The organism is Pseudomonas sp. Teo4, assembly GCF_034387475.1.
GTDB lineage: Bacteria > Pseudomonadota > Gammaproteobacteria > Pseudomonadales > Pseudomonadaceae > Aquipseudomonas.
In genome coordinates this window covers 414,873-438,870 of sequence record NZ_JAXCIL010000001.1, presented here as the reverse complement: position 1 = coordinate 438,870, position 23,998 = coordinate 414,873, and the positions used below count along the sequence as shown (strand labels likewise).

General features: G+C 61.4%; 22 protein-coding genes. 10 read left to right on the top strand and 12 right to left on the bottom strand.

The window, feature by feature from the left end; all coding sequences use genetic code 11:
* Positions 1 to 34: 34 nt before the first annotated feature.
* Genes PspTeo4_RS02205 through PspTeo4_RS02190 form a run of 4 tightly spaced genes read right to left on the bottom strand, consistent with a single transcriptional unit; the run spans position 35 to position 6,544 of the window.
* Entirely contained in the window at positions 35 to 304 is a 270-nt protein-coding gene (locus tag PspTeo4_RS02205; protein WP_322362090.1) for a PAAR domain-containing protein, read from the bottom strand.
* Positions 301 to 1,989, bottom strand: a complete 1,689-nt coding sequence (locus PspTeo4_RS02200; RefSeq protein WP_322362089.1) for a type VI lipase adapter Tla3 domain-containing protein — start codon at positions 1,987 to 1,989, stop codon at positions 301 to 303. The genes PspTeo4_RS02205 and PspTeo4_RS02200 overlap by 4 nt, the downstream gene beginning before the upstream one ends.
* Entirely contained in the window at positions 1,986 to 3,992 is a 2,007-nt protein-coding gene (locus tag PspTeo4_RS02195) for an effector protein Tle3 domain-containing protein (protein WP_322362088.1), read from the bottom strand. The genes PspTeo4_RS02200 and PspTeo4_RS02195 overlap by 4 nt, the downstream gene beginning before the upstream one ends.
* Complete coding sequence (locus PspTeo4_RS02190) at positions 3,989 to 6,544, bottom strand: type VI secretion system Vgr family protein (RefSeq protein ID WP_322362087.1); 2,556 nt, start codon at positions 6,542 to 6,544, stop codon at positions 3,989 to 3,991. The genes PspTeo4_RS02195 and PspTeo4_RS02190 overlap by 4 nt, the downstream gene beginning before the upstream one ends.
* Positions 6,545 to 7,111: 567 nt before the next feature.
* Here PspTeo4_RS02190 and dusA point away from each other — a divergent pair.
* From dusA to PspTeo4_RS02175, 3 genes are all read left to right on the top strand, one after another.
* The gene (dusA, locus tag PspTeo4_RS02185; RefSeq protein ID WP_322362086.1) at positions 7,112 to 8,122 is read left to right on the top strand and encodes a tRNA dihydrouridine(20/20a) synthase DusA; all 1,011 of its coding nucleotides are present in this window, start codon (positions 7,112 to 7,114) and stop codon (positions 8,120 to 8,122) included.
* Positions 8,123 to 8,352: 230 nt separating this feature from the next.
* Positions 8,353 to 9,279, top strand: a complete 927-nt coding sequence (gene tal / locus PspTeo4_RS02180; RefSeq protein ID WP_322362085.1) for a transaldolase — start codon at positions 8,353 to 8,355, stop codon at positions 9,277 to 9,279.
* Positions 9,280 to 9,396: 117 nt separating this feature from the next.
* Positions 9,397 to 11,268: an alkaline phosphatase D family protein gene (locus PspTeo4_RS02175; RefSeq protein WP_322362084.1), complete on the top strand. Its 1,872-nt coding sequence runs from the start codon at positions 9,397 to 9,399 to the stop codon at positions 11,266 to 11,268.
* A 112-nt stretch (positions 11,269 to 11,380) separates the two neighbouring features.
* Here the strand turns inward: PspTeo4_RS02175 and rssC are convergent, their stop codons facing one another.
* Together rssC and rssB are read right to left on the bottom strand one after the other, a co-directional pair.
* Positions 11,381 to 11,863: an anti-sigma factor antagonist RssC gene (gene rssC, locus PspTeo4_RS02170; protein ID WP_008099230.1), complete on the bottom strand. Its 483-nt coding sequence runs from the start codon at positions 11,861 to 11,863 to the stop codon at positions 11,381 to 11,383.
* A complete protein-coding gene (rssB, locus tag PspTeo4_RS02165) occupies positions 11,860 to 13,041 on the bottom strand; it encodes a two-component system response regulator RssB (protein ID WP_322364784.1) in 1,182 nt (393 codons plus the stop codon). The genes rssC and rssB overlap by 4 nt, the downstream gene beginning before the upstream one ends.
* A gap of 270 nt (positions 13,042 to 13,311) precedes the next feature.
* On the opposite strand from rssB, the gene PspTeo4_RS02160 reads away from it, so the two are divergent.
* Positions 13,312 to 13,611 carry a PilZ domain-containing protein gene (locus tag PspTeo4_RS02160; RefSeq protein ID WP_322362083.1) on the top strand — a complete coding sequence of 100 codons (300 nt, stop codon included), beginning with the start codon at positions 13,312 to 13,314 and terminating at the stop codon, positions 13,609 to 13,611.
* Positions 13,612 to 13,662: 51 nt separating this feature from the next.
* On the opposite strand, the gene PspTeo4_RS02155 is transcribed toward PspTeo4_RS02160, so the two are convergent.
* Positions 13,663 to 14,370, bottom strand: coding sequence for a VacJ family lipoprotein (locus PspTeo4_RS02155; RefSeq protein WP_322362082.1), 708 nt, complete (start codon positions 14,368 to 14,370; stop codon positions 13,663 to 13,665).
* A gap of 190 nt (positions 14,371 to 14,560) precedes the next feature.
* Here PspTeo4_RS02155 and PspTeo4_RS02150 point away from each other — a divergent pair, with 190 nt between their 5' ends.
* A complete protein-coding gene (locus tag PspTeo4_RS02150) occupies positions 14,561 to 15,124 on the top strand; it encodes a phosphonoacetaldehyde phosphonohydrolase-related protein (protein ID WP_322362081.1) in 564 nt (187 codons plus the stop codon).
* 123 nt (positions 15,125 to 15,247) lie between these two features.
* A complete protein-coding gene (locus tag PspTeo4_RS02145; RefSeq protein ID WP_004376395.1) occupies positions 15,248 to 15,511 on the top strand; it encodes a DUF4404 family protein in 264 nt (87 codons plus the stop codon).
* A 111-nt stretch (positions 15,512 to 15,622) separates the two neighbouring features.
* Here PspTeo4_RS02145 and queF read toward each other — a convergent pair whose 3' ends face one another.
* Positions 15,623 to 16,453 carry an NADPH-dependent 7-cyano-7-deazaguanine reductase QueF gene (gene queF / locus PspTeo4_RS02140; protein ID WP_322362080.1) on the bottom strand — a complete coding sequence of 277 codons (831 nt, stop codon included), beginning with the start codon at positions 16,451 to 16,453 and terminating at the stop codon, positions 15,623 to 15,625.
* Between the two features lie 68 nt (positions 16,454 to 16,521).
* Positions 16,522 to 17,019, bottom strand: a complete 498-nt coding sequence (locus PspTeo4_RS02135) for a cupredoxin family protein (protein ID WP_322362079.1) — start codon at positions 17,017 to 17,019, stop codon at positions 16,522 to 16,524.
* Positions 17,020 to 17,171: 152 nt separating this feature from the next.
* Here PspTeo4_RS02135 and PspTeo4_RS02130 point away from each other — a divergent pair, with 152 nt between their 5' ends.
* Together PspTeo4_RS02130 and PspTeo4_RS02125 are read left to right on the top strand one after the other, a co-directional pair.
* Positions 17,172 to 17,852 carry a heavy metal response regulator transcription factor gene (locus PspTeo4_RS02130; RefSeq protein WP_322362078.1) on the top strand — a complete coding sequence of 227 codons (681 nt, stop codon included), beginning with the start codon at positions 17,172 to 17,174 and terminating at the stop codon, positions 17,850 to 17,852.
* Positions 17,849 to 19,201: a heavy metal sensor histidine kinase gene (locus PspTeo4_RS02125; protein WP_322364783.1), complete on the top strand. Its 1,353-nt coding sequence runs from the start codon at positions 17,849 to 17,851 to the stop codon at positions 19,199 to 19,201. Before PspTeo4_RS02130 ends, PspTeo4_RS02125 begins: the two co-directional genes overlap by 4 nt.
* Positions 19,202 to 19,324: 123 nt before the next feature.
* Here the strand turns inward: PspTeo4_RS02125 and PspTeo4_RS02120 are convergent, their stop codons facing one another.
* From PspTeo4_RS02120 to PspTeo4_RS02110, 3 genes are read right to left on the bottom strand one after another with little or no spacing between them, the layout of a single operon-like run.
* Complete coding sequence (locus PspTeo4_RS02120; RefSeq protein ID WP_322362077.1) at positions 19,325 to 20,566, bottom strand: lipoprotein-releasing ABC transporter permease subunit; 1,242 nt, start codon at positions 20,564 to 20,566, stop codon at positions 19,325 to 19,327.
* A gap of 59 nt (positions 20,567 to 20,625) precedes the next feature.
* Positions 20,626 to 21,309, bottom strand: coding sequence for a lipoprotein-releasing ABC transporter ATP-binding protein LolD (lolD, locus tag PspTeo4_RS02115; protein ID WP_322362076.1), 684 nt, complete (start codon positions 21,307 to 21,309; stop codon positions 20,626 to 20,628).
* A 7-nt stretch (positions 21,310 to 21,316) separates the two neighbouring features.
* Complete coding sequence (locus PspTeo4_RS02110; RefSeq protein WP_322362075.1) at positions 21,317 to 22,567, bottom strand: lipoprotein-releasing ABC transporter permease subunit; 1,251 nt, start codon at positions 22,565 to 22,567, stop codon at positions 21,317 to 21,319.
* Positions 22,568 to 22,660: 93 nt separating this feature from the next.
* Here PspTeo4_RS02110 and PspTeo4_RS02105 point away from each other — a divergent pair, with 93 nt between their 5' ends.
* Together PspTeo4_RS02105 and PspTeo4_RS02100 are read left to right on the top strand one after the other, a co-directional pair.
* The gene (locus tag PspTeo4_RS02105) at positions 22,661 to 23,245 is read left to right on the top strand and encodes a PilZ domain-containing protein (protein ID WP_322362074.1); all 585 of its coding nucleotides are present in this window, start codon (positions 22,661 to 22,663) and stop codon (positions 23,243 to 23,245) included.
* A gap of 32 nt (positions 23,246 to 23,277) precedes the next feature.
* Positions 23,278 to 23,994 (top strand): glycerophosphodiester phosphodiesterase, encoded by a 717-nt coding sequence (locus tag PspTeo4_RS02100; RefSeq protein WP_322362073.1) that lies wholly within the window; start codon positions 23,278 to 23,280, stop codon positions 23,992 to 23,994.
* Positions 23,995 to 23,998 lie beyond the last annotated feature (4 nt).

Genomic DNA, 23,998 nt, shown 5'->3' with positions numbered 1-23,998 from the left:
GATTAGGTTTGAGATTGGGGGCTGAAGCTCGTGACTACATCACCTTCACACTCAACGCATGGCTGGCCACACCATGACACCCGCATGCCAGCCGATGACCTTGCAGCACCACAGGCTTACCATTCAGGCGACGACTCGGGTGCCCTTCGACAAAGGCAAAAACCCCTTTGTGAAGCGGGCAACTGGCTTTGTCACCCAGCACCGCTGGAGTTTTGCCGTTGACGGTGTGGGTGCCAGCCAGTTGGCATGACAGCACGCTGCCCCCGCTGCTGGTGGGGTCGCCCAGGCAGATGGGATGGCTCATGCTTCGGGTGCGCCCCCGGTTGGGAGACCATACTCGAAGGGGTCAGCGCCACGGTTCTGCTGGTTTTTCGCTTTGCGCGCCTCATCTGGCGGGCTGATCATCTGCACGCTGAGGCTGCCGTCGCTGCCGGCGTACACCACAGCACTGGCACCGCCGTCGTGGTAGCTGGCGATGGTGGCCAGGTTGATTTCCACCAGTGCGCCGCTGACGCCGGTATTGCCCAGACGTCGACCGATGTCGTAGCCCTCGTCGACATTGCCCACGTCCAGGCCTTGGCCATCGGTATTGAGGCTGTGCAAGGCATTGGTCAGGGCGATTTCCGCTTCAGCGTTGTCAGTGGTGTCGTAGAACACGCGCACCGGTTTTTGCCCTGCGGGTAGCGTGTCGAGGGCCTTGAGCCAACCCGCTTGCAAGGCCTTGGCCTGCAATGCGGGTTTGAGGCGTTTGCCGTGTTCGTCCTGCATGGAAACCTTGATTGGACGGTGCAGGTAGCCCAGTACTGGCGCTGCGTCAAACTCCTTCAGCTGATGCTCGGCCCAACGCACGGGCAGCCAGGGGGACGGTTCGAAATGGCCTGGGCCGCGGTTACTGATGGTTTTCCAGAAGGTGGGCAGTTGCGATTGCCAGTAGGCGCTGGACATGGTTCCCGGGGCTAGCGGGGATTTAACGCCTTTAGCGTGCTCGGCAGCTTCATACCAATCTATAAACGCCCTGTCCCGGTCCCAGTAAAACGCCCACAGCTTGCCCAGGTCAGAGTTCTTGTTCTGATTGTCTTCGGCGTCATGGGTGACAAATGGGCGAATGTAGCGATCCACTCGGTCCGAGCGCGTGACCAGCAGGCCAGTCATGCTTTCGTAGATCGTCGGAACCACGTGGCCATTCTGCAATCCCGGTGTGCCAGGTTTGCGATAGAGGTTTCGCGTCACGTCACCGTCTTCGCTTGCGATCAAGGCTTGTGGCACCTTCGGGTTATCGTCAAAAAACGTGAATAGTCGCTCGATCATGCCTTGAGCATGCGTCGTGCTTTCATTGTCTTGCCACAGAAACTGGGTAACGCCCAAGGTCGCAGCATTACGGCCTGAATTGATCAGGTTCGCTGCGCTTGAGGCGCTGTCGTAAGGGGCGGGCGGCCCTAGCGCAAACACCGGGATTGGCCAGTACGCTACTGCCTCACCTGCCGAGTTCTTGAATGCGATACGGACTTTGATGCCTGCGGAGATTTCCCTAGTGTCTAATGACGGGTCGTAGTCTTTCGCGTCCTGCGGGTAGACCGAAGCGAAGTTGTCATTTTTCTTCTTGATAAACTGCCAGATTTCGGACTGGCCATCTGTGTATATTCCAAGTCCGACTCCACGAATTTCCAAGGCGTAGGTCCGAACCTGGGCGGCCTGCCGTTCGGCGTTTCTGGCGTTTACCTGGTTTTCATAGGCGACCATTTCTGCTTTTTCATTGGCCATGGCGTTGCCCCACCAATGAATGCCGAAGATCATCAGTAGCGGGCCAACAATCGCAGCAACGCCCCAGGCTAGGACGGGTTTCATGTCGCGAAGTACCATGTCAGTTTCCTGTGCTTTGAGTTGGACAATCCAGATGAAGCCGATCCAGAGGACAAGCAGTACCCCGGCGATCAGCTGATAAGGTTTGAGGTTGGGCCGGGTCCGGGGAGAGGATGGATAGTCTTTCATCGGCCAACTCCTTGTTCAGGTGCGTTGGCTACCAGGGAAGGAGGCGTTAGCGATACGAGACCCGAAGGTGGGAACAGACCCTTGTCATAATATCGAAAACTGGCAGTAACCAATGCTTGAGCCTCCTCACTCAGTTTCGCCCAACCCGGTAATTTAGTGATCTTCATATATATCGTTTTATCCAACTTCCAATCCGCAATCGCTACCAACACTTCCCGCATAGCCGGATCATCAAGGCTGTGCGCCTGGCCAATAGCAATGTCCATTGCCGTCACCCAACGTTGGTTCTCCGGGCTGCGCAGTACGGCCGAGTGGTAGCTGTTAGGCTCCCTTTCTTTCGGGTCATCGGGCATCCGCTTCTGGATTTCATTAGGCGTCTCTTCGCGCAAGATGACGTAGTAATCCTGAATATCCGCCATTGGATTACCATGCTTCAGTTGATGGCGCATGCCTGCAGTTTGGTCACCGGGCTCTTTGTCGGCATTCCACCGGGCACGTTCTTTTTCCAGGTCTACCAGAAAAGGGCTGGTACGCACTTTGAACCATTTGAATTCGGCCAGCGGATTGCCCAGCGCGGAGCGGATACTCACGTCATCGGGGCTGTCCATGCCTAACGCGACCTCGCCGCCAAACATCTGTGGAGCATGGGGTGGGCATAAAGGTTCGGCATTGATGAGGAGTTCCTCACCTTTGGCTATTGGCGCTCGCGAGGCCACGGCGGCGGCTGACCACCCGCCAGGGTAGCGGGGTTCCCCTTTGGCACGCAGCACCGTTTGCTGTATGGCGTCGCCGACCAGTATCGGCTCACCGTCGCGATGACGCTTGGTCCACAGGCGCTGGTAAAACCGCAAGGACTGCAACGCCGCCATCGCCGGTTTGCCGTCTGGCAAGGTATTGGGTACCCCATAGGTACCGATGCCATGAACGTCATCCAGGGCCACAGTGGTGTCGTCCGGGCAAAAGTACAGGTAAACCTTGCCGCGGTTGTCCCGCTCGGGGAAAACGGTCACGTTGCCGACCTTGTCCTGGCGCGAGCCCTGTGTGGGTGACCACTTGGGCCCCGTGCGGCCTCCGTAGGTTTTGCTGTCCCTGAGTGCGGACAGCGGCGGCTGGGCGTGGGGTGCCTGGGTGACTGCGGTGGTGATGTTGATCAACGTGGCGAGTGTGTCATGGCCTTTGGGGGTGGCTTTCGGCAGCACACTGTAAGGGGTGTCCACCATGATGACGGTGTCGGCACAGCGTTGGCCCTTGTCGATCAACATGGCTTGCGCAAGCAGGGTAATCAAGGTGCCTTGACTGTGGCCCATGATGGTGATGGTTTCATCGGGCGATACACGGCGGATCTCGCTGACCAACATGGCCAGGCGCGTTGCCGCCAACACAAAGTAACGCCGGTGCGGCCCTTTTCCCATGAACTGAGTGTTGGATAGCGTGCCTTGCACTATTTGCCGGATAAACTTGGCAAAGCCTTGGCTGTACATCTCCAGCAGGTTGTTGGTGGCATTGGCGAAGAACCCGCCGCCTTTGGCGAAGTGCCGGTCCAGGCGGTTTTCGAACACGTCCTGGTATTGGCCGCGCAGTTTGGTCGGGTCGTCGTTTTTATCGCGCTTGATCTCGCCAGGCTCAGCACGATAGCCCCAGTAAAACGGGATCATCAGGCTGCGTGTTTTCGGGTCGGCCGTGTCTCGCCGATAGAGGTACGTGTCTGGATCGTCGAGCGTGGCTTTGTCATTCTGACTGCGTTCTTCAACTGGGCGTTTTTTCGCTGCATTGTAGGCAGCCCCATACCGCCCCGCTTTCAGATCAGGCCGATCCAATCGCTCATTCACCCCTTGGCACAACCCCGTCTCCACCGACTCGTAAGCAGCCCCCGGGTCATTCACACCGTGCAAGAAGATCACCACCCCTGGCAGGTCGGCGGGCACCTCCATTTTGCGTTCGGTTCTGAAGTTGGGTACCAGCCGGGTGACGCTTTCAGCCACGGCATATTGATCGCCACTCATTGGCTGCCTCCTTTGCTGCCGGTGCTGCGCAAGGCAGCCACTTGTGCCTGGTGCATCGCTTCGCGCTCGACGTGTTCGGTGAGGCCACTGGCGTCGGTCAGGCCTTGTATGCTGCTACCGTCTTCGAGTTTGATCTGGTAGGCGTGGTCAACGGCCATTCGCACGCTGTCCTCGGCGTGCCCCGGGTAGTGGAAGGCCAGGCGTTGCGCGGCCGGGTCGCGGGTGAATGCCGGCAGCTGGGCGCTGTCAGTGTTGGGGCCGACCCAGTCATGCTCGCTGGCATGGACGACCACCCTGCCCTGGCTGCCGATTTCGACACCGCCGCCGATCTTGATATAGCTGCCATCATCGGCCACCAGGCGGATGGTTGGCGCGGTGATGACCACCTCACCTTCGGCGGCCGACAGGTGCAGGTTCTTTTGTGCGTTGGCGGTGATGTCGTCTTCCTGGGCCTGGACCAGCACTTTGCCGCGGTTGGCGATGGCACTGAGGCCCTCATCCTGGGCGAAGGCACTGATGCCCTTGCCGGCTTGCAGGCGCATGGCGGCGCCGCTGGTCAACTGCAGGTGGTCCTGGGCGGTGGTGTCGTGGTTCGCACCGGCATAGTGGATTTGCGAGCGCGGTGTGGCACTGGTGATACCCGCCTCAGCCGCAACGGCCAAGAGTGGCTCGCCCGGGCTGTCGCTGTCGGGTGCTGGCCACTGTTTCAGCGCCTGGCTCAAGGCGTCGATTCCCTCGCTGTCCACCGCTGCCCCGCCTCGTGCTGCTGCGGTTTGCCCAAGGCTTTTGAACAGTTCCCCGCACTCGGCCAGCAGCTTCAGCAGTTCTTCGCGGTCCAACTGCGCTCCCGTGGCGTCCCGGCGGGCATAGGTGGTCAGCAACATGCCCTGGGCGGCGCGCAGGGCAATCGCGGCGTCGGTGCGCAATTCGGCACCGTTGCCACGGGCCTTGGCTTGGCCGTCAGTACGTGGTTCGGTGAGTTTGCCCAGGTTGAGCGCTGTGGCCTGGTGCGTGGTACCAACACGGGCACGCAAGGCGCCCGGTGTGTCGTCGAACAACAGCTCGTTGAAACCGCGGCCCTTGTGCTCCTGGGTCTGGATGCCGGAAAGCGTGCGGTTGCCTGGCAGGCCTGAGGCTTTGCTGAAGCGCGGCGGTGTCTGCTCGGCGTTGTACAGCACCGAGGTGACCACGGGGCGGTCGATATCGCCTGCCAGGAAGGTGACCAGCACTTCCTGGCCGATACGTGGCAAGAACTGATGGCCGAAGCCACTGCCAGCGCTGGGCATCGCGACCCGCACCCAGGTGGTGCCCTGCGGCAGGCTGTCGCCGCGCTGCCAGTGGAACCGGACCTGGATCCGCGCCAGCTCGTCAGTGAAGACTTCTTCGCCCTCCGGCCCGACCACGATCGCACTGAGCGGGCCGTTGAGGGTAGGACGCGGCACGGTGATCGGGTGGCGGTAAGGAATGCTTTGGCGAATACAGACAAACTGGTTGTCGTAGTCTGCGGGCTCATCGGAGAAATAGTTGTTACGCCCCCGGTGCTCGACCGACACCAGCAGGAACTGGCGAGCTTCTGCCGCGCCGTCGTCATGGTCGAAGTGCTGGGTCAGTTCGAAGGTGTAGCCCGCACGCATGGCCCGGCAGTTGCTGGTGCCGGTGAAGGTCTTGGCCTGGGCTTCAATGACCTCCAGACGGCGACGGACCAGCGCCTCGCCCCCGTCAGGCAGGCGATGGCTGTAGGCACCGAGAAAATCGTACACTTCGTAGGGCGCGACATCGCCCTGTTCATTGAGGCTGCCCATGTGGATGGGCAGCCGATTTCTTGGCTGCTTGTAGTCGAACGTCTGGATGGCCATCTTGCCCGATTGCAATACCCGGTGGCTGCGCCATTGGGTGATCGAGTCACTGGTCTCGGTGACAAAGGCGCTGTGGTAGCGGATTTGCGGTTGTTCGGGCAACGCTTGCAGGGCATGGGAGTCATCCGTGATGATCAGGCTGTGCCCGTCCTTGTCGTGATCGAAGTAGAAGAACAGGCCGTCCTGCTCCAGCAAGCGCAACACGAAATCCAGGTCGGTTTCGCGATACTGGGTGATGTAGCTGTGGGATTTGAGAGGCTTCAGCAGGCGGAACTCGAATGTGCCCAGCCCGCCGTAATGCTCGAAAACCGTGCGGATGACCGCCTCAATGGTCTGCTCTTGGAAGATCCGCGAATCAAAGCGTCGCTTCAGCATCCACAGCCAGGGGCTCAGTGTCGCGCTGTAACGCGCCAAGCCACCGTCGCTGCCCAGCAGGTTGAACCGGGTGATGAGACCATGGATATGGCGTACACCGCCGTCGGCAAGCTCAATGTCCAGACAGGCAGGTTGGCCGATCAATGATTTGAGTTCGAGCCTGGCATCCTGGCTGATCAACGACAGCTCGAAGCTGAACAGCCTGGATAACCCTTCATTGCCGCTGAAATGTTCCAGCAACAACGCCTGGTCATCTCGGATGGGGGTGGTGAGTTTGATCAGTCGGCGGTTCTGTGGTGCAAAGATCTTCGTCGATTCCATCAACGATATTACTCCCTGGTAAAACTAGCTGCGGAAAGTATCACCGGTTCAGGGAGGGACTAACCCATCGGGGCAAGTCAGAATTTGACAAACTCCTGCGGCCCCTCAAGCGCCTGACGGATAAACAGCTGCAGCGCTACAGCCCCATGGCAAATGCCGGTGACGAAGGCCCGATCAAGGCGCGTTTGCTCGATATCATCGACCGCGCTGGCGATCGAAAAATCACTGCAGAAGAGCTACGGGCTGCAGTCCGGGTGCCTGCGCTGGCGCAAGCCATGTCACAGCTGATTAATTGTTCTGAAAGTGAGTGTCGTTCATCCTTCCACGCCAATGTGAAAACCTGTCTGAACAAAATTGAGGTTACGCACTCATCATCTCCCCCTCAATCCTTTGGAGGCGGATCCCCAATTAATAGGAAACGTCCTACATCAGATGACGCGAATTACCTGTAGGAACCGCCAACCATCACTGGGTCAGACGAGAAGCCCGCCGAGTTGGTAGACTATGCCGATTCCACACATCCACCCGCTCGGCATCGCCGAGTCCGGTAGCCAATACGTGCCCTCAATGCCTCAAGAATCCGTAGCAAGCCCAGTAACCCAGCGTCCTGACCCATCCCGCCGCTTCAGCGTTGCACCGATGATGGACTGGACCGACCGCCACTGCCGGTTCTTCCTGCGCCTGTTGTCCAAGCAAACCCTGCTCTACACCGAAATGGTCACCACCGGTGCCCTGCTGCACAACGACGCCCACCGTTTCCTGCGCCACGATGTCTCCGAGCACCCGCTGGCCCTGCAGCTGGGCGGCAGCGTGCCGGCCGACCTGGCCGCCTGCGCCAAGCTGGCAGAGGAAGCCGGCTACGACGAGGTCAACCTCAACGTCGGCTGCCCGAGCGACCGGGTGCAGAACAACATGATCGGTGCCTGCCTGATGGCTCACCCAGCGTTGGTGGCCGATTGCGTCAAGGCCATGCGTGACGCGGTGTCGACCCCGGTCACGGTCAAGCACCGCATCGGCATCAATGGCCGCGACAGCTATGCCGAGCTGTGCGACTTCGTCGGCCAGGTGCGCGAGGCCGGCTGCCGCAGCTTCACCGTGCATGCGCGCATCGCCATCCTCGAAGGGCTGTCGCCCAAGGAAAACCGCGAAATTCCGCCGCTGCGCTATGACGTGGCGGCGCAGCTGAAAGCGGACTTTCCAGACCTGGAAATCGTGCTCAACGGTGGCATCAAGACGTTGGACGAGTGCCAGGCGCACCTTGAGACCTTCGATGGCGTGATGCTGGGGCGTGAGGCCTATCACAACCCGTACCTGCTGGCCGAAGTGGACCAACAGCTGTTCGGCAGTGATGCGCCGGTGGTCAGCCGCAGTGAAGCGCTGGAGAAGCTGCGGCCATACATCGTCGCGCACATGCAAAGCGGTGGCGCAATGCATCACATCACCCGGCATATTCTCGGGCTTGGCCAAGGGTTCCCTGGGGCGCGCCGGTTCCGGCAGCTGCTGTCGGCGGACATTCACAAGGCGCCGGAGCCGTTGGTGGTGTTCGACCAGGCGGCGGAGCTGCTGCAGGGGCGTTGAACCTCTGGGCGGGTTGAGACTCGAAGCTTCACCTTTCGCAGGGCCTTTGGGTGGGATCGGCGTGTTTGCCGGTAGACCCTGGGGCTGCTGCGCCGCCCATCGCGGGCAAGCCCGCTCCTGCAGGGGATTCGCGGTGTTTGCCGGATGGGTGACCGAGTCGCTTCGACGGGCCTTGAGTGGCCGCAAGGGCTCGGGTAATGTCGAGTCATTGCACAGGACAGAGCACGCCCATGACCTCCAAGCTGGAACAACTCAAGCAGTTCACCACCGTGGTCGCCGACACCGGGGACCTGGATGCCATCACCCGCCTCAAGCCGGTCGATGCCACCACCAACCCGTCGCTGCTGCTCAAGGCAGCCGCCATTCCTGGCTACGCCGACCTGCTCAAGCAGGTGAAGGCCGATACCAAGGGCAACGTGGACCTGGCCTGCGACAAGTTCGCCGTGGCCGTGGGCGCGGGCATTCTCAAGGTCATTCCTGGGCGCATCTCCACCGAGGTGGATGCACGCCTGTCGTTCGATGAGCCGGCGCTGCTCAACAAAGCTCGCCAGTTGATCGAGCTGTACGATGCCGCCGGCATCGGCAAAGACCGCGTGCTGATCAAGCTGGCCTCCACCTGGGAAGGCATCCGCGCCGCCGAGAAGCTGGAAAAAGAAGGCATCCAGACCAACCTGACCCTGCTGTTCTCCTTCGCCCAGGCCCAGGCCTGTGCCGATGCCGGGGTGTTCCTGATCTCGCCGTTCGTGGGCCGTATCTACGACTGGTACAAGAAGAGCACCGGCCAGGAATACGTGGGCGCCGAAGACCCCGGCGTGCAGTCGGTCACGCGTATCTACAACTACTACAAGGCCAATGGCTACAACACCGTGGTCATGGGCGCCAGCTTCCGTAACATCGGCCAGATCGAACAGCTGGCTGGCTGCGACCGCCTGACCATCAGCCCGGAGCTTCTGCAGCAGCTGAGCGACGATCAAGGCCAGTTGCCTCGGGTACTGAAGCCGGGCAATGCCGGTGAGGCCAAGCAGCAACTGAACGAAAGCCAGTTCCGCTGGGCGATGAACGAAGATGCCATGGGCACCGAGAAGCTGGCCGAGGGTATTCGCCAGTTCGCCCGCGACCAGGAAAAACTGGAAAAACTGATGGCTGAAAAAGCCTGATACATATCGGGTTTGCCTGACGGGCGGGAAGTGTTCAGCATTTTCCGCCCGTTTTGCTTCATGCCCTCCGGTAGCTGGCGTGCCAGCGATAGGGCCTATTAGCCACCAGAGCTGTCGATGACCCCCTCCTCACCTTTGCCGCTCGTTCTCGCTGGCCCGGTTCTGCGTCGCCTGGAGTCTCAGCGCCTGGCCATCTGGCTTGCCTGTACGCAACCGTTGCAACCCGAGTTCATGCTGGATTGCCCTGGCATCGACGCCAGCGTCGATTGTCAGGTCATCCCGGTCGGCCAGCATGCGTTCCTGCACCTGCTGGATATCCACTTCGCGCAGCCGCTACCCTACAACGTCGAACTCGAATACGACGTACGCCTCAACGGCCTGGGTATTGCCGACTGGGCTGCACACCTGCTCTACCCTGGCCGCCAGCGCCCAAGCTTCGTGCTGCGCGAACGCCTCGACCAGTTACTCCACGGCTCGTGCCGTAAACCGCATCATGCGGCCACCGATGGCCTGTTGTGCGCCGACCGGCTGCTCCAGCAATGCCAGCGCCCCGAACAGCGCCCTGCACTATTGTTGATGACCGGCGATCAGGTCTATGCCGATGACGTTGCCGGCCCAATGCTCAAGGCCATCCATGGGCTGATCGAGCGCCTGGGGCTGCTGGACGAGGCGCTGGACGGTGCCCTGGTCGCCGACAGCGCCGCGCTGTACCGTCACCCGGCCTGTTATTACCACCGGGCCGACCTGCTCCCGGAGCAGGAGCGCAACGAAACCTTGCGCGAGCGCTTCTTCGGCGGCAAACGCAAGCCGATCTTTTCGTCCAGCAACGCCGACAACCACCTGGTGACCTTCGCCGAGGTAATGGCGATGTACTTGCTGGTGTGGTCACCCACCCCCTGGCAGCTGGTCGACATGACCATGCCCTCGGGTTTGAACCCGCAGCGCCAGGCACGCTATCGCCATGAGCTGCCGCCAATCGAAGCCTTCGCGGCCAACCTGGGCCAGGTGGCGCGGGTCATGGCCCATCTGCCCTGCCTGATGATCTTCGATGACCATGACATCACCGACGACTGGAACCTCTCGGCGCAATGGGAAGAAACCGCCTATGGCCACCCCTTCTCGCGACGGATCATCGGCAACGCCCTGCTGGGCTACCTTTTGTGCCAGGCCTGGGGCAATGACCCGGATGGCTGCAACGCCCTGGTCGGGCAAGCTGGCGCGCTGGCGCAGGCCACGCCGGGCAGCCAGGTGCAGGATGAACTAATCGGCGAGCTGCTGCGTTTTCAGGGCTGGCAGTTCAACCTGCCCAGCAACCCGCCCCTGCTGGTGCTGGACACCCGTACCCGTCGCTGGCGAAGCGAAAGCAACTTGGCCAAGCCCTCGGGTCTATTGGATTGGGAAGCGCTGTGTGAGCTGCAGCACGCGCTGCTGGACCACCCATCAGCCATTATCGTGTCACCGGCACCAATTTTCGGGGTCAAGCTGATCGAAACGGTGCAGAAGGTGTTCAGCTGGCTGGGTTACCCGCTACTGGTAGATGCCGAAAACTGGATGGCACACCGGGGCGCCGCACAGGTGATTCTCAACATCTTCCGCCATTCGCGCACACCCGGGCATTACGTGATTCTGTCGGGTGATGTGCACTATTCGTTCGTCTATGAAGTACTGATTCGCCATCGCCAGCGCAGCCCACATCTGTGGCAGATCACCAGCAGCGGCATCAAGAACGAGTTTCCCGAGCGTTTATTGGCGGTGCTCGACCGGCTCAACCGCTGGCTGTACTCACCGCGCTCGCCGCTCAATTGGTTCACCAAGCGCCGGGAGATGGAGGTCGTGCCACAAACGCCCAGCCATGCCGATGCGGGCGAGCGACTGTGGAACAGCGCGGGGCTGGGGCAGGTGTTCTTCGATGACGAGGGTCGGCCAGTGCGGGTGTTTCAGTTGAATGCCGAGGGTGGCACGGCGACGGAGTTTGCGCGGCGGGTGTGAAGTTTGAAGATGGTTTTGCTGACCCCTTCGCGGGTAAACCCGCTCCCACAAGAGGCAGCACTGCACCTGTGGGAGCGGGTTTACCCGCGAAGGCAGCAACGCGGATCTGGCGTCAGGTCCGCTCGAGCGCGCTCACCAGGTCATGGAAGGCTTCACGGTTGGAGTCATTCAACCCCATCAGAATCTTGTGCGCCTCCAGCACCTTGGAACGCACCACGTCTTCATTCTGGTCCTGGGACGGCAAGTCGGTCAGGCATTCCGGGCACGGCACCGGACGATCGACGATGTTGAACACCTGATCGAAGCCCATCGACTGCAGCAGACGCGAGATGTCCGGGTTCGTGGTGACCACGGTCGGCAACAGGCCAACCTTCTGCCGCGACAGGATCGACAGCTTGGCCAGCAGGCCCAAGGTGGTGCTGTCGATGCTTTCGGTCTCGGTCAAGTCGATGACGATGGCCGAGAAGTTCAGCGCGGTGAAGATCTTCTCGATCGTCGCATCCAGCGCCGAACACAGGGTCAGGCGCACTTCACCCACAAATTTCAGTACAAAGGTACCGCTTTGCTCGGCGAACTGGATTCTACCGGTACTCATTGAAGGTTCCTGCTCAACACCAATAGGGCGATATCATCCGGCATCTCCCCAAGCGTAGCCAATCCAAATCGTTGGCGCAGCCCATCCAGGCTACCACCCGCTGCCTTGACGATTTCCGGCAAGGCAGCTTCTTTATCTTTGAGCGTGCTCCCCGGCAAAAGGTCCAGAATGCCATCGGACATCAAGCTCAGACTGAACTGCGGCGGCAGCTCAAGCACCAGGTCCTGATAGGTGGCCTCGTCGAACAGGCCCACCGGCAAGCCACGGCCTTCCAGGTAACGGGCCTGACCCGGGGTATACAGCACCGGCAGCGGCAAATGGCCACCTACGGCGTAGGTCAGCAGGCCGGTTTCCTCGTCGATCACCCCGCCTACCATTGTCACATGCTTGCCCAGCTTGCAGTTGATCAACCCGCGGTTGATATGGCTGAGCACTTCCGAAGGCTTGAACTCGCGGTTCCTGTTGCGTTTGAGCTCGAACAACAACCGTGTGGTCATGAACTTGAGCAACACGGTGACGAACGCCGAGGACGCGCCATGGCCCGAAACATCGGCCAGATAGAAGGCAATACGTCGGTCATCCACGCGGAAGTAGTCGGCAAAATCGCCAGACAGGTACAGCGACGGAATGATCTGGTGTTCGAACACGAACTCGCCGGCTTCCCATGGGCTTTCCGGCAGCATGTTCATCTGCACTTGGCGACCGGCGGTCTGGTCTTCCTGCAACAGGTGCAGGCTGGCCTCGAGCTCGCGGTTGGCCGCCTCCAGCTTTTCGCGGTAGCGCTGGTTTTCCAGCACCAGCCGCGAGCGATCGAGCGCCCTGCGTACCGAATGTTCGAGTACCGCAAGGTCTTCCAGCGGCTTGATCAGGTAGTCAGCCGCGCCCAGGCGCAGGGCCTCGACGGCATCGCTCATCACCCCGGCCCCGGACACCACGATGACTGGCAACTGCGGCGCACGCTCGCTGACCTGACGGATCAGTTCGAGGCCGCCCATCTGCGGCATGCGCAGATCGCAGATCACGAGGTCGGGCTGGTGTTCTTCGAAGACCTGAAGTCCCTGCTGGCCATTACTGGCCTGGAGGACGCTGAAGCCACTGTCTTCCAGATAGGCGGCGAGGCTCGCACGGACCACGTCGTCGTCATCGATGATCAGCAGCGTTGCACTGGTTTTCTGCATGTGGGCGAACGGCGCCGGTTTGGGTTGGTGAAGCGGTGTCATCAAGGCTGACAGCCGACTACAGGGAAACTCTGTGGTAACACTCTCTTTGAGTTGTAGGACAAGAAAACTTACCCGGCAACTAGCAGACGTACCTCGTAAGGCGCAGACGGTACTCCCATCCGCCAGGCGTTTCAAGCACAGGTAGGTCGACTCCCCCGCACTTTACAGGGCAAATCACCGGGAGTTATAAGAAAGCCGACCCGTGCAACCCGATGGGAAGGACGCAGCATGCCTCAGACGCCCACCAGCCACAGCGAAAAACGTGATTTCATCCGCATGCGCATCGATACCGAGGTCAGCCTGCTGCATGCCGGCCAGGTCATCGCAGCGGTGTGCCTGGACCTGTCCAGCGGCGGCATGCAGGTACAGGCCCCGCAGCACTTTCAGGTCGGCGAGCGACTTGAGGTACGCATCGACTCCGATCACCCGGCGCTCAAGGGGTTGCACGCCAGCACCGAAGTGGTGTGGATCGCCGACCAGCCCAGCGGTCAGCAGAAATTTGGCCTGCGTATCCTGGCCATGCATTGAATCGTTACGAAAAAGGCGACCCTGGGGTCGCCTTTTTCACACCGACATGAATCAGAAATCGTCTTCGACTTCGCCATCCTTGACCTTGAACTCGCGGTTCTGCAGGTAGGCGTTGCGAATGAAGATGTACTTGTCACCCTGAATCAGCTTTTCCGCAGACAGCAGATTGGCGCGGGTGTCGATCACGTCCAGGGCAAAGATCGAGTTGCGGGTCGGCACATGGTCGATGTAGCGGTACGGCTTGGTGTAGCTGTCCGGGTACTTGGACAGGCCGTCACGCACGGTGCTTGGCCCCAGCAGCGGAATCACCACGTAAGGGCCGCTGCTCACGCCCCAGTAGCCCAGGGTCTGGCCGAAGTCTTCGTCATTACGCTGCAGCCCCATCTTGGTGCCTACATCGAAGAAACCACCAAGACCGAAGGTGGTGTTGACGATCAGGCGGGCAGTGTCGATGCCGGCAGCACGGGGTTTGAGCTGCAGCACATCGTTGACCAGGTTGGTCACATCACCCAGGTTCTGGAAGACGTTGTGGATGCCATCCTCGAGGAACTGCGGCGTGACGGCCTGGTACCCTTTGGCCAATGGCTTGAGGGCATACGTGTCGACGGTGTCGTTGAACCTGAAGATCGGACGGTTGACCGCCTCCCAAGGGTCCTCCTCGGTGGCTGCCTGGGTGGCTGCCACGGGCGCCAGCAGCAAGCTGGCGCAGACACAAGCCTGGGTGACTCGCTCGATCACACCGGCACCGATCCTACGCATAGATGTCTCTCCATCGATTTTCTCGGCCGCAGGCACGCTCTGTGCACTGCAAATAAGGCGCCAGTATAAAGGCTTGCGGGCTGAGAAACAGCTTTACACATTTTTGCTCAATATTTTGTGAACAGCTGTTGCTCGTCATTGGGTCGTAACATTTGCCCCCTAGCCTGCGGACTATTTCAGGGATGTTGCCATGCACGATGCACCTGCCTTCACCGCTGTGCTCTTTGGCCTGCGCAGTTGTTTGGTCCAGGCACATGACGGCGGCCCCCTGCCCGCCCCCGGCGCACTAGAAACCCTGGCCGGCTTGCGCAAGCGACAAGTACCCTGTATCTGGCTCGATGAGCAGAGCTCCGCCCAGAGCAAGCGCCTGGCCAGTATCCTGCCCGCTTGGCTGCCCGGGCACTCGGCCAATGGCGCACGCTGGCCAGCACCGAATGCCTGCTGGCAGGCCTTGATGTCGCTGGAAAGTGCCCGACTGGAAGGCTGCGTACTGGTCAGCGGTGAACCACGTCTGCTGCAATCAGGCCTTAACGCAGGCTTGTGGACCGTAGGCCTGGCAGCGTGCAGCCCGTCCTGCGACCTTGGCTCCAGCGATTGGCAGGCCATGAACCCGCATGAACAGGAACTGGCCCGCGGCAAAGCGACCCTGGCGCTGTACAGCCTTGGCGTGCACTCGGTGATCGACCACCTGGAGGCGCTGGAAAACTGCCTGGCGGACATCGCCCAGCGTCGGCGCAAAGGCGAAAAACCCTGATACAGCACTGTTGATGCGGGTCATGCAAAGCGCTGGCGAGTGGATTACGCTTGAAGACAGGCAAGAACCTTTGCACCATCGCCGAGGTCCATGCCTTGCCAAGCCATTGATGGAGAACTGCCAATGCCTGCCCGCGAATTGCAAGAGCGACTGAACAGCCTGCGCGAGCAACTGGATCGAAATGTGCCGCTTTCGGATGAAGAGCTGGCCGCCCTGCATGAAGAGGCGCGGCAGATCGAGGCGCAGTTGAAGCTTGAGGAGGCAACGCCGGACAATAACCTGGTGGACGGGGTGAACCTGGCGATCGAGCGTTTCGAGGCCGATCACCCGGATCTGACCGCTACCCTGCGCAGTATTGCCAACTCCCTGCACAGCATGGGTATTTGATATAGCCAGGGCCGCTTCGCGCCCCATCGCAGGCTTCGCCAGCTCCCACGGATATCATTGCAACCGTGGGAGCTGGCGAAGCCTGCGATGGGGCGCGAAGCGGCCCCTGACTCACTGACGCACCAGCCGCAGGTTCTGCGGGCTGATGGCCCCAGTACTGCGATACGGGTTGATATCCAGCCCACCCCGACGCACATAGCGCGCATAGACCGTCAAATGCTCAGGCTCGAGCAAATTCTTCAAATCAAGGTAGATCCGCTCCACGCACTGCTCATGGAAGTCAGCATGCTGACGGAAGCTGATCAGGTAGGTCAGCAGGCTGGCATGGTCCAGCGCCTTGCCCTTGTACTCGACCACCACGCTGCCCCAGTCCGGCTGGCCGGTCACCGGGCAGTTGGATTTGAGCAAGTGACTGTGCACCGTCTCTTCCACCACCCGCTCAGGGTCGCAATGCAACAGCTCAGGCCGAGGTTGCTCGTAATTGTGGATGGTGACGTCCAGCACATCGATGCATTGCCCAGGCAGCGCAACTACGCCTTGCACTTCGACTTCGGCCAAAGTGCGCACCTGCACGCCCACCGGTTTGCCGGCTGCAGCGGACAGATCCTTCACCAGACATGCCTGCAACTGGGCAGCCGACTCGAACACCGTCTGGTTCAACGAGTTGAGGTACAACTTGAACGACTTGGACTCGATGATGTTCGGCGAATCGGCCGGAATGGCGAACTCGCCGATCGCCACCACCGGCTTGCCCGACGGCAGCAGCCAGGACAGCTCGAAACAGTTCCAGTAATCCACACCTTGCCACGGCAGGGTCTGGGCGGTTACGCCCAGCTCGGCCCACTTGGCCGTACGTGGGATCGGGAACAGCAGCGTAGGCGTGTAGGTGGCGATGTATTCGCTGGACTTGCCCAGCGGGGAATGTTCGGCGGCGGGATGCATGGAAACTGACCTGAAGGTTCGAAATTGCCCTTAGTCTACCGTTTTTACACCCCGCCTTGGGGCTCTTGTCACTCGATGGTCAACGAGCCGACCATGCCGGCCTGGTAATGCCCAGGCACATTGCAGGCGAACTCGATGGGCGCCGATTGGTGGAAGGTCCAGGTCAACTCGGCACGCTGGCCAGGCTGCACCAGCACGGTGTTGCCAGCGCCGTGGGCACCGTGGCCCATCTGGCCATGGTCCATGCCTTCGTGGTTCATGCCGGCCGTGAACAGCTTGCCCTGCATGGCAATCATTTCCTTCTGGTGCTCGACATGCATCGCCTTGTCACCCAGGTTGAATTCGTGGGGCAGCTTGCCCTCATTGACCAGGACGAAGCGAACCGTTTCGCCGGCCTTGACCTGCAGGCTTTTCGGTTCGAAGGAAATATCCTTGAGCACCACCTCGACAGTACGAGTGGCCTTGGCTGCCGGGGCCGGCTCGCCGAAGGCAAAATCTTTCGCCTGACCGGCAAAACTGGGCAAGCTGACCAGAGCGAGGGCGGCGGCGATGAACAGGTGTTTCATGAAGACTCCGAAAAATGCAGCGTGATGCGAACACTTTAAAATGTGCGACTGGCGGTTACCTGACGGGAAGATTACAACTTTGTCAGCTTGGGCGAGCGAGCACATCGTCACGTATCATTTCCACGTACCCCTTCTGCCACCACGGACTATGCATGAAACTGCTGATCGTCGAAGACCAGGCCCGCACCGGTCAGTACCTGTGTCAGGGCCTGACTGAAGCAGGCTTCACCACCGAGCTGGCCGCCGATGGCGAGACTGGCCAATACCTGGCACTGACCGGCGACCATGACCTGCTGATACTCGATGTGATGTTGCCGGGACGCGACGGCTGGCAAATCTTGCAGGCTGTAAGGCAAGCCGGCCTGGACACGCCAGTGCTGTTCCTCACCGCTCGCGACGCCATCGAGGACCGGGTCCAGGGCCTGGAACTGGGCGCCGACGACTACCTGGTCAAGCCCTTCGCCTTCTCCGAACTGCTGGCCCGGGTGCGCAGCCTGCTGCGCCGTGGCGCCAACCATAGCCAGGACACCAGCCTGAGCCTGGCCGACCTGCGCCTGGACTTGATTCGCCGCCGCGCAGACCGTGCCGGCCAGCGCATCGACCTGACCGCCAAGGAGTTTGCCCTGCTGGAATTGTTGCTGCGTCGCCAGGGCGAGGTGTTGCCCAAGTCGCTGATTGCCTCCCAGGTCTGGGACATGAATTTCGACAGCGATACCAATGTCATCGAAGTGGCCATCCGCCGCCTGCGGCTGAAGATCGACGACCCGCATGCCAACAAGCTGATCCATACCGTACGCGGCATGGGCTATGTCCTCGAAGAGCGCCAGGACTGATGCGCCGGCTGTCCCTGAGCAGCCGTCTGGCACTGCTTTTCGCCGCCTGTACCGCAGCGGTTTCCCTGGGCGCGGGTTTGCTGTTCAGCCATGCCAGTCGGCAACACTTCGTCGAATTGGACCAACAGTTGCTCGAATCGCGTCTGTCGCTGTTTCGCACCCAGCTGGCTGGCGTCACCAGCACGACCGACCTGCAAACACGCTTGCCGGCCTTGCGCAACGAACTCAGCCACCAGTCGGACCTTGCCCTGCGCATTCAGGGCCGGGATGGCACGCTGTGGTTCGACAGCCATTCGACCCTGCCCGAAGCGCCCTCGCCTGCCGGGCTGGCGACCCTGCATGACAACGGCATGGATTACCGCAGCCTGTCGGGACCTTTGGTCGAGAGCGACCCGCACTCCGCACGACTGACGTTGTTTCTGGGCATCACCCACCACCAGCATTTTCTGCAGGGCATGCAACGCCTGATCTGGCTGACGGTAGGGTTGTCGGCACTGGCCACTGCATTGCTCGGCGCCTGGGCCGCACGCCGTGGGCTGCAGCCGTTACGGAAAATGGGCCAGGTCGCCGCCAGTGTGTCGGCACGCTCGCTGACCACCCGCTTGCCAGCGGAGCAGATGCCGGAAGAACTGGCAGAGCTGGCCGGCACAGTGAACGCCATGCTGCAACGCCTGGACGATGCCTTCCAGCGGCTGTCGGCGTTTTCTGCCGACATTGCCCATGAACTGCGCACGCCGCTGTCCAACCTGCTGACCCACACCCAGGTCACCCTCACCCGCCCGCGCAGCCTCGAAGACTATCGCGAAGCCCTGCATGGCAATCTGGAGGAGCTGCAATGGATGGCGCAGATGGTCAACGACATGTTGTTCCTGGCCAAGGCCGACCATGGCCTGCTGGTGCCCGGCCACGTGCCGCTGGCCTTGCATGAAGAGGTGGATGCGCTGCTGGAGTACTACGCACCGCTGGCCGAGGACGGCGAGGTGCAGATGCTGCGCGAGGGCGAGGCCATGCTGCAGGGTGACCGCCATATGTTGCGTCGGGCGCTGTCCAACTTGCTGGACAACGCTTTGCGCTTTACGCCGGCTGGCGGGCAGATTCGGGTGACACTGGAGCCAGGGTTGCGGATCGCCGTGGCCAATACGGGGCAGGCAATCGAGCCGGCCGCACTGCCGCGGCTGTTCGACCGGTTTTACCGGGTGGACCCGGCGCGGCGCGAAGGCAGTAGTGAGCATGCCGGGTTGGGGCTGGCGATTACCCGGTCGATTGTGCAGGCCCATGGCGGGAGCATTCGGGCGGAGTGTGAGGATGGGTGGACGCGGTTCGTGATCGAGTTGCCCGATCGGCCGTGAATGGGGCCGCTTGGCGGCCCATCGCAGGCTTCGCCAGCTCCTACAGGTATTGCAGCGATATCAAGATCGGTGACATATCCATGTGGGAGCAGGCGAAGCCTGCGATGAGGCCTCGAATTCGTTTCAAACAGCCAGGCCAATCGCCGGCTGCACCTGCGATGCCCGATACGCCGGGTAGATGGTCGCCAGGAAGCTCATCACCAACCCCGCCGCACAGATGATTGCCACATCCCCCCACTGCAGCTCGGAAGGCAGGCTGCTGACGAAATACACATCCGAGGTGAAGATGTGCTGCCCGCTCACCCGTTCCAGCCAACCGACGATCTGGCTGACGTTGAACGCGGCAATCACCCCGAGCACACCACCGATCAACGTACCGACAATACCGATCAGGCTACCCTGCACCATGAAGGTGCCCATGATCTGCGCTGGCGTAGCGCCCAGGGTGCGCAGAATGGCGATATCCGGCCCCTTGTCGTTCACCACCATCACCAACGTCGCGATGATGTTGAATGCCGCCACCGCGATGATCATCAGCAGCAACAGGCCGATCATGGTCTTTTCCATCTTCATGGCACTGAACAGGCTGCCCTGGGTGTGCGACCAGTCATCGGCGCGATAGGCATCGCCCAGGCTGGCGGCAATGGCCTTGGATACCTGGGGCGCAGCGTACAAGTCATGCAGTTTCAGGCGTACGCCCTGGACCTGGCCCGCAGCCCAGTGCTGCATTTCACCAGCATCGGCCACATGCATGTAGGCCTGCGAACCATCCAGCTCGGCGCCAACCTTGAAGATACCGACCACGGTCAGACGCTGCATGCGCGGGGTGATGCCGCCGGGTTCCTTGCTGATTTCCGGCACGATCAGGGTCAGTTTGTCGCCGGTATTGAGGCGGAACCGACGCGCAGTGAGCTCACCAATGACCACGCCATACTCGCCCGGCTGCAGGGCCTGCAAACGGCCCTGGACGATGTGCTGGCCGACGATGGACACCTTGCCCTCCTCGGCCGGGTCGACACCGCTGACCTGAATCGGCTGCATGGCGCCTTTGTACGACAGCATGCCTTCCATTTCAGTGATCGGTGCAGCCGCCATCACCGCCGGGTTGCTCATGGCGGCGTCGGCCGCCTTGCGCCAGTCGTCCAGCGGCTGCACGCCGAGGATGGCGGCATGGGGCACCAGGCCGAGAATGCGCGAGCTCATCTCGCGCTGGAAGCCGTTCATCACCGACAACACCACGATCATCGCCAGCACGCCCAGGGACAGGCCGATCATCGAGGTCATTGAGATGAACGAGATGAAGTGGTTGCGGCGCTTGGCACGGGTGTAGCGAGCACCGATGAACAAGGGCAAGGGTCTGAACATGTACGAAAACACCCAATGAAAAAGTGGCGGGGCGACTCAGGCCGCCCCGAGCAAGCTGGTCAGATCGCCACCAGGTGGCCATCGTCGAGCTTCAGCACGCGGTCCATCTGGCGCGCCAGATTCAGGTCGTGGGTCACCACCAGGAACGCGGTCTTCGATGCGCTGGACAATTCCTGCATCAGCTCCTGAATACCCTGAGCGGTGTGATGGTCGAGGTTGCCGGTCGGCTCATCGAGCATCACCAGGCCTGGGCGGTTGACCAAGGCACGGGCAATCGCCACGCGCTGACGCTCGCCACCGGACAACTCGGCCGGCTTGTGGTGCAGGCGGTGGCTCAGGCCGACGCGCTTGAGCAGCGCCTCGGCGCGCTCGCGGGCCTCAGGGATGGCGGTGCGGCCGATCAGCAGCGGCATGCACACGTTCTCCATGGCGGTGAACTCGGGCAGCAGGTGGTGGAACTGATAGACGAAGCCCAACTCACGGTTGCGCAGCAGGCCACGGGCGCGCTCGCCCAGTGCCGACAACTCTTCACCGGCCAGCCAGACGCTGCCCTGAGTTGGCCGGTCTAGGCCGCCCAGCAGATTGAGCAAGGTACTCTTGCCCGAGCCGGAACTGCCGACGATGGCCACACGCTCGCCGGCATGCAGCTCGAGGTTCAACCCGGACAGCACCTGCACCGACTCCGGGCCTTCCTCGTAGGACTTGCCCAGGTTGCGGCAACTCAGAACGGCTTTATCACTCATGCGCGACTCACTCATAACGTAGCGCCTCTGCAGGCTGGGTGCGGGCCGCACGCCAGGCCGGGTACAGGGTGGCGAAGAAACTCAGGACCAACGCCGCACCGCAGACCATGTACACGTCATTGGCCTGGATCTGCGACGGCAGGTAATCGATGAAATACACATCGGCGTTGAGGAACTTGTGCCCGATCAGCTTCTCGATGCCGGCGATCACCGCGCTGACATTGAGCGCGGCGACAATCCCGACCACAGCGCCGATCAAGGTGCCGATCACCCCGATCACCGTGCCCTGGACCATGAAGATGGCCATGATCTGCCCCGGCGTGGCGCCGAGGGTGCGCAGGATGGCGATGTCACCGCGCTTGTCGTTGACCACCATCACCAGGGTGGAAATGATGTTGAACGCCGCCACGGCCACGATCAGCAGCAACAGCAGGCCGATCATGGCTTTTTCCATGCGGATGGCCTGGTACAGGTTACCGTGGGTACGGGTCCAGTCGCGGCTGTAGTACTCCTGGTCACCCAGGCGCTGGGCGATGCTCCAGGCCACCCGAGGCGCCTGGAACAGATCGTCGAATTTCAGGCGCAGGCCCTGCACCTGGTCTGGCTTCCAGCGGTGCAGGCGCGACAGGTCGGCGATGTTGGTCAGGCCCAGGTAGCCGTCGATCTCGCCGGCGCCGACGTGGAAGGTACCCACCACGGTGAAGCGCTTCATGCGTGGGAACATTCCGGCCGGGGTCACGCTGACTTCGGGGGCGACGAAAGTGAGTTTGTCACCGATGGCCACACCCAGCTTGGCGGCGGCCTTGTCGCCGATCATGATGCCCCACTCGCCCGGCGCCAATTGGTCGAGGCGGCCCTGCTGGATGAAGTTGTCGATGATCGACACCTCACGCTCACGCCCAGGGTCGATGCCATTGAGCAGCACTTTCTGCACCTTGCCGTCGTGGGTCAGCAGGCCCTGCATCTGGGTGTAGGGCGCAACCGCCACCACCTGCGGATTCTGCTTTACTTGTTGGGCGAGGGCCGACCAGTCGTTGATGGGCTGGCCGCTTTCGAGCGTGGCATGGGGAATCATGCCCAGCACGCGGGTACGCATCTCGTGGTCGAAGCCGTTCATGACCGAGAGCACCACGATCATCACCACCACGCCCAGGGCGAGGCCGATCATCGAGGTCAGGGAAATGAACGAGACAAAGTGATTGCGGCGCTTGGCACGGGTATAACGCGTACCGATGAATGCAAAAAGAGGTCTGAACATGTCGGGGCTTGTTCGGATGAAAGGGAACGTCCTTGTGGCGAGGCGCCTACGGCGGCTTTACACTCGGACCACCGCCGCTACCATGGGTTCGCCATGACGACATTAGACGAAGAAGATCGCCGCGAATACTACCGCATCGAAGACCGGATCGCACTGGAAATCAGTCCCTTGAGCGTGGCCGAAGCCCTTGAGACAGAACTGTTGCAAGATGATTCCCCGCTGTTCAACCTGCTCAGTGAACTGCACCTGTCCGACTTCGAGTCCCAGCACCTGCTGCGCCAGCTGAGCGACAAGGACCGCACCCTGGCCGCCTTCCTGCGCGCCCAGAACAAACGCCTCGACCTGCTCAGCGCAGTGGTTGCCCAGACCCTCATCGGTGAAATCGGCAAGCCGCAGGAGGTGGTCATCTCCGAAGGCGGTATCGAGTTCGCTCAGGCCCAGCACATCGCCCCTGGCACTCGGGTGAAGGTAAAGATGGTGCTCATGCCACGCGCCCATGGCCTGCTGCTGCGCGGCCGGGTCACCCATTGCGATCCACGCCCAGGTGGCGATTACGAGGTCGGCACCGAATTCACCGACATGACCGACGCCCAGCGCCAGTTGCTGGCCCGCTATATCCTGCAACGCCAGCAGCAGCACCGGCGCCAGCAGCTGGAACAGAACACCCCCACCTCCTGAGCCCGACACTTTTTTCAATTGAAGGAACGAACGTGACCCTGATCTACGGCCACCGCGGCGCCAAGGGCGAAGCACCCGAGAACACCCTGACCAGCTTCCGCCAGTGCCTGTCCCACGGCGTCACCCGCTGCGAACTGGACCTGCACCTGTCGGCCGACAATGAGCTGATGGTCATCCACGACCCCACCCTCAAGCGCACCACCGGCCGACGCGGCAAAGTGGTCGAGCAACCGGCCGCCGACCTGATCAAGATCGATGCCCGCAAAGGTGGTCCGGGGCATGTGCAGCCCTGCCCTATCCCGAAACTGGAAGAACTGTTCGAGAAGTGCCCGTTCGAGCACTGGCAGCTGGAGGTCAAGAGCGCCTCGCGCACCCGCGCAGCCACCACTGTGCTGGCGATACGCGAGCTGGCCCAGCAGTACGGCCTGCTGGACAAGGTGACCATCACCTCGAGCTCACGGGAAGTACTGGGCGCGGCACTGGAACTGGTGCCGGACGTGAGACGCGGTCTGGTCGCCGAATACGCCTGGCTCGACCCGCTGAAAGTCGCGCAGAACTACGACTGCGAGCTATTGGCTTTGAATTGGACGCTGTGCACCCCCGAGCGCCTGCTCAAAGCACAGGGCCAGGGTTTGCATGTGTCGGTGTGGACGGTCAACGAACCGGCACTGATGCGCCGGCTCGCTGATTTTGGCGTGGACAGCCTGATTACAGACTTTCCCGGTTTGGCCAAGACCACCCTCGGGTAGGGCT

Excerpts from the sequence above, each read along its gene's own strand:
- PspTeo4_RS02205 (WP_322362090.1), bottom strand. The coding sequence starts at position 304 with ATGAGCCATCCCATCTGCCTGGGCGACCCCACCAGCAGCGGGGGCAGC.
- PspTeo4_RS02200 (WP_322362089.1), bottom strand. The coding sequence starts at position 1,989 with ATGAAAGACTATCCATCCTCTCCCCGGACCCGGCCCAACCTCAAACCT.
- PspTeo4_RS02195 (WP_322362088.1), bottom strand. The coding sequence starts at position 3,992 with ATGAGTGGCGATCAATATGCCGTGGCTGAAAGCGTCACCCGGCTGGTA.
- PspTeo4_RS02190 (WP_322362087.1), bottom strand. The coding sequence starts at position 6,544 with ATGGAATCGACGAAGATCTTTGCACCACAGAACCGCCGACTGATCAAA.
- dusA (WP_322362086.1), top strand. The coding sequence starts at position 7,112 with ATGCCTCAAGAATCCGTAGCAAGCCCAGTAACCCAGCGTCCTGACCCA.
- tal (WP_322362085.1), top strand. The coding sequence starts at position 8,353 with ATGACCTCCAAGCTGGAACAACTCAAGCAGTTCACCACCGTGGTCGCC.
- PspTeo4_RS02175 (WP_322362084.1), top strand. The coding sequence starts at position 9,397 with ATGACCCCCTCCTCACCTTTGCCGCTCGTTCTCGCTGGCCCGGTTCTG.
- rssC (WP_008099230.1), bottom strand. The coding sequence starts at position 11,863 with ATGAGTACCGGTAGAATCCAGTTCGCCGAGCAAAGCGGTACCTTTGTA.
- rssB (WP_322364784.1), bottom strand. The coding sequence starts at position 13,041 with ATGCAGAAAACCAGTGCAACGCTGCTGATCATCGATGACGACGACGTG.
- PspTeo4_RS02160 (WP_322362083.1), top strand. The coding sequence starts at position 13,312 with ATGCCTCAGACGCCCACCAGCCACAGCGAAAAACGTGATTTCATCCGC.
- PspTeo4_RS02155 (WP_322362082.1), bottom strand. The coding sequence starts at position 14,370 with ATGCGTAGGATCGGTGCCGGTGTGATCGAGCGAGTCACCCAGGCTTGT.
- PspTeo4_RS02150 (WP_322362081.1), top strand. The coding sequence starts at position 14,561 with ATGCACGATGCACCTGCCTTCACCGCTGTGCTCTTTGGCCTGCGCAGT.
- PspTeo4_RS02145 (WP_004376395.1), top strand. The coding sequence starts at position 15,248 with ATGCCTGCCCGCGAATTGCAAGAGCGACTGAACAGCCTGCGCGAGCAA.
- queF (WP_322362080.1), bottom strand. The coding sequence starts at position 16,453 with ATGCATCCCGCCGCCGAACATTCCCCGCTGGGCAAGTCCAGCGAATAC.
- PspTeo4_RS02135 (WP_322362079.1), bottom strand. The coding sequence starts at position 17,019 with ATGAAACACCTGTTCATCGCCGCCGCCCTCGCTCTGGTCAGCTTGCCC.
- PspTeo4_RS02130 (WP_322362078.1), top strand. The coding sequence starts at position 17,172 with ATGAAACTGCTGATCGTCGAAGACCAGGCCCGCACCGGTCAGTACCTG.
- PspTeo4_RS02120 (WP_322362077.1), bottom strand. The coding sequence starts at position 20,566 with ATGTTCAGACCCTTGCCCTTGTTCATCGGTGCTCGCTACACCCGTGCC.
- lolD (WP_322362076.1), bottom strand. The coding sequence starts at position 21,309 with ATGAGTGATAAAGCCGTTCTGAGTTGCCGCAACCTGGGCAAGTCCTAC.
- PspTeo4_RS02110 (WP_322362075.1), bottom strand. The coding sequence starts at position 22,567 with ATGTTCAGACCTCTTTTTGCATTCATCGGTACGCGTTATACCCGTGCC.
- PspTeo4_RS02105 (WP_322362074.1), top strand. The coding sequence starts at position 22,661 with ATGACGACATTAGACGAAGAAGATCGCCGCGAATACTACCGCATCGAA.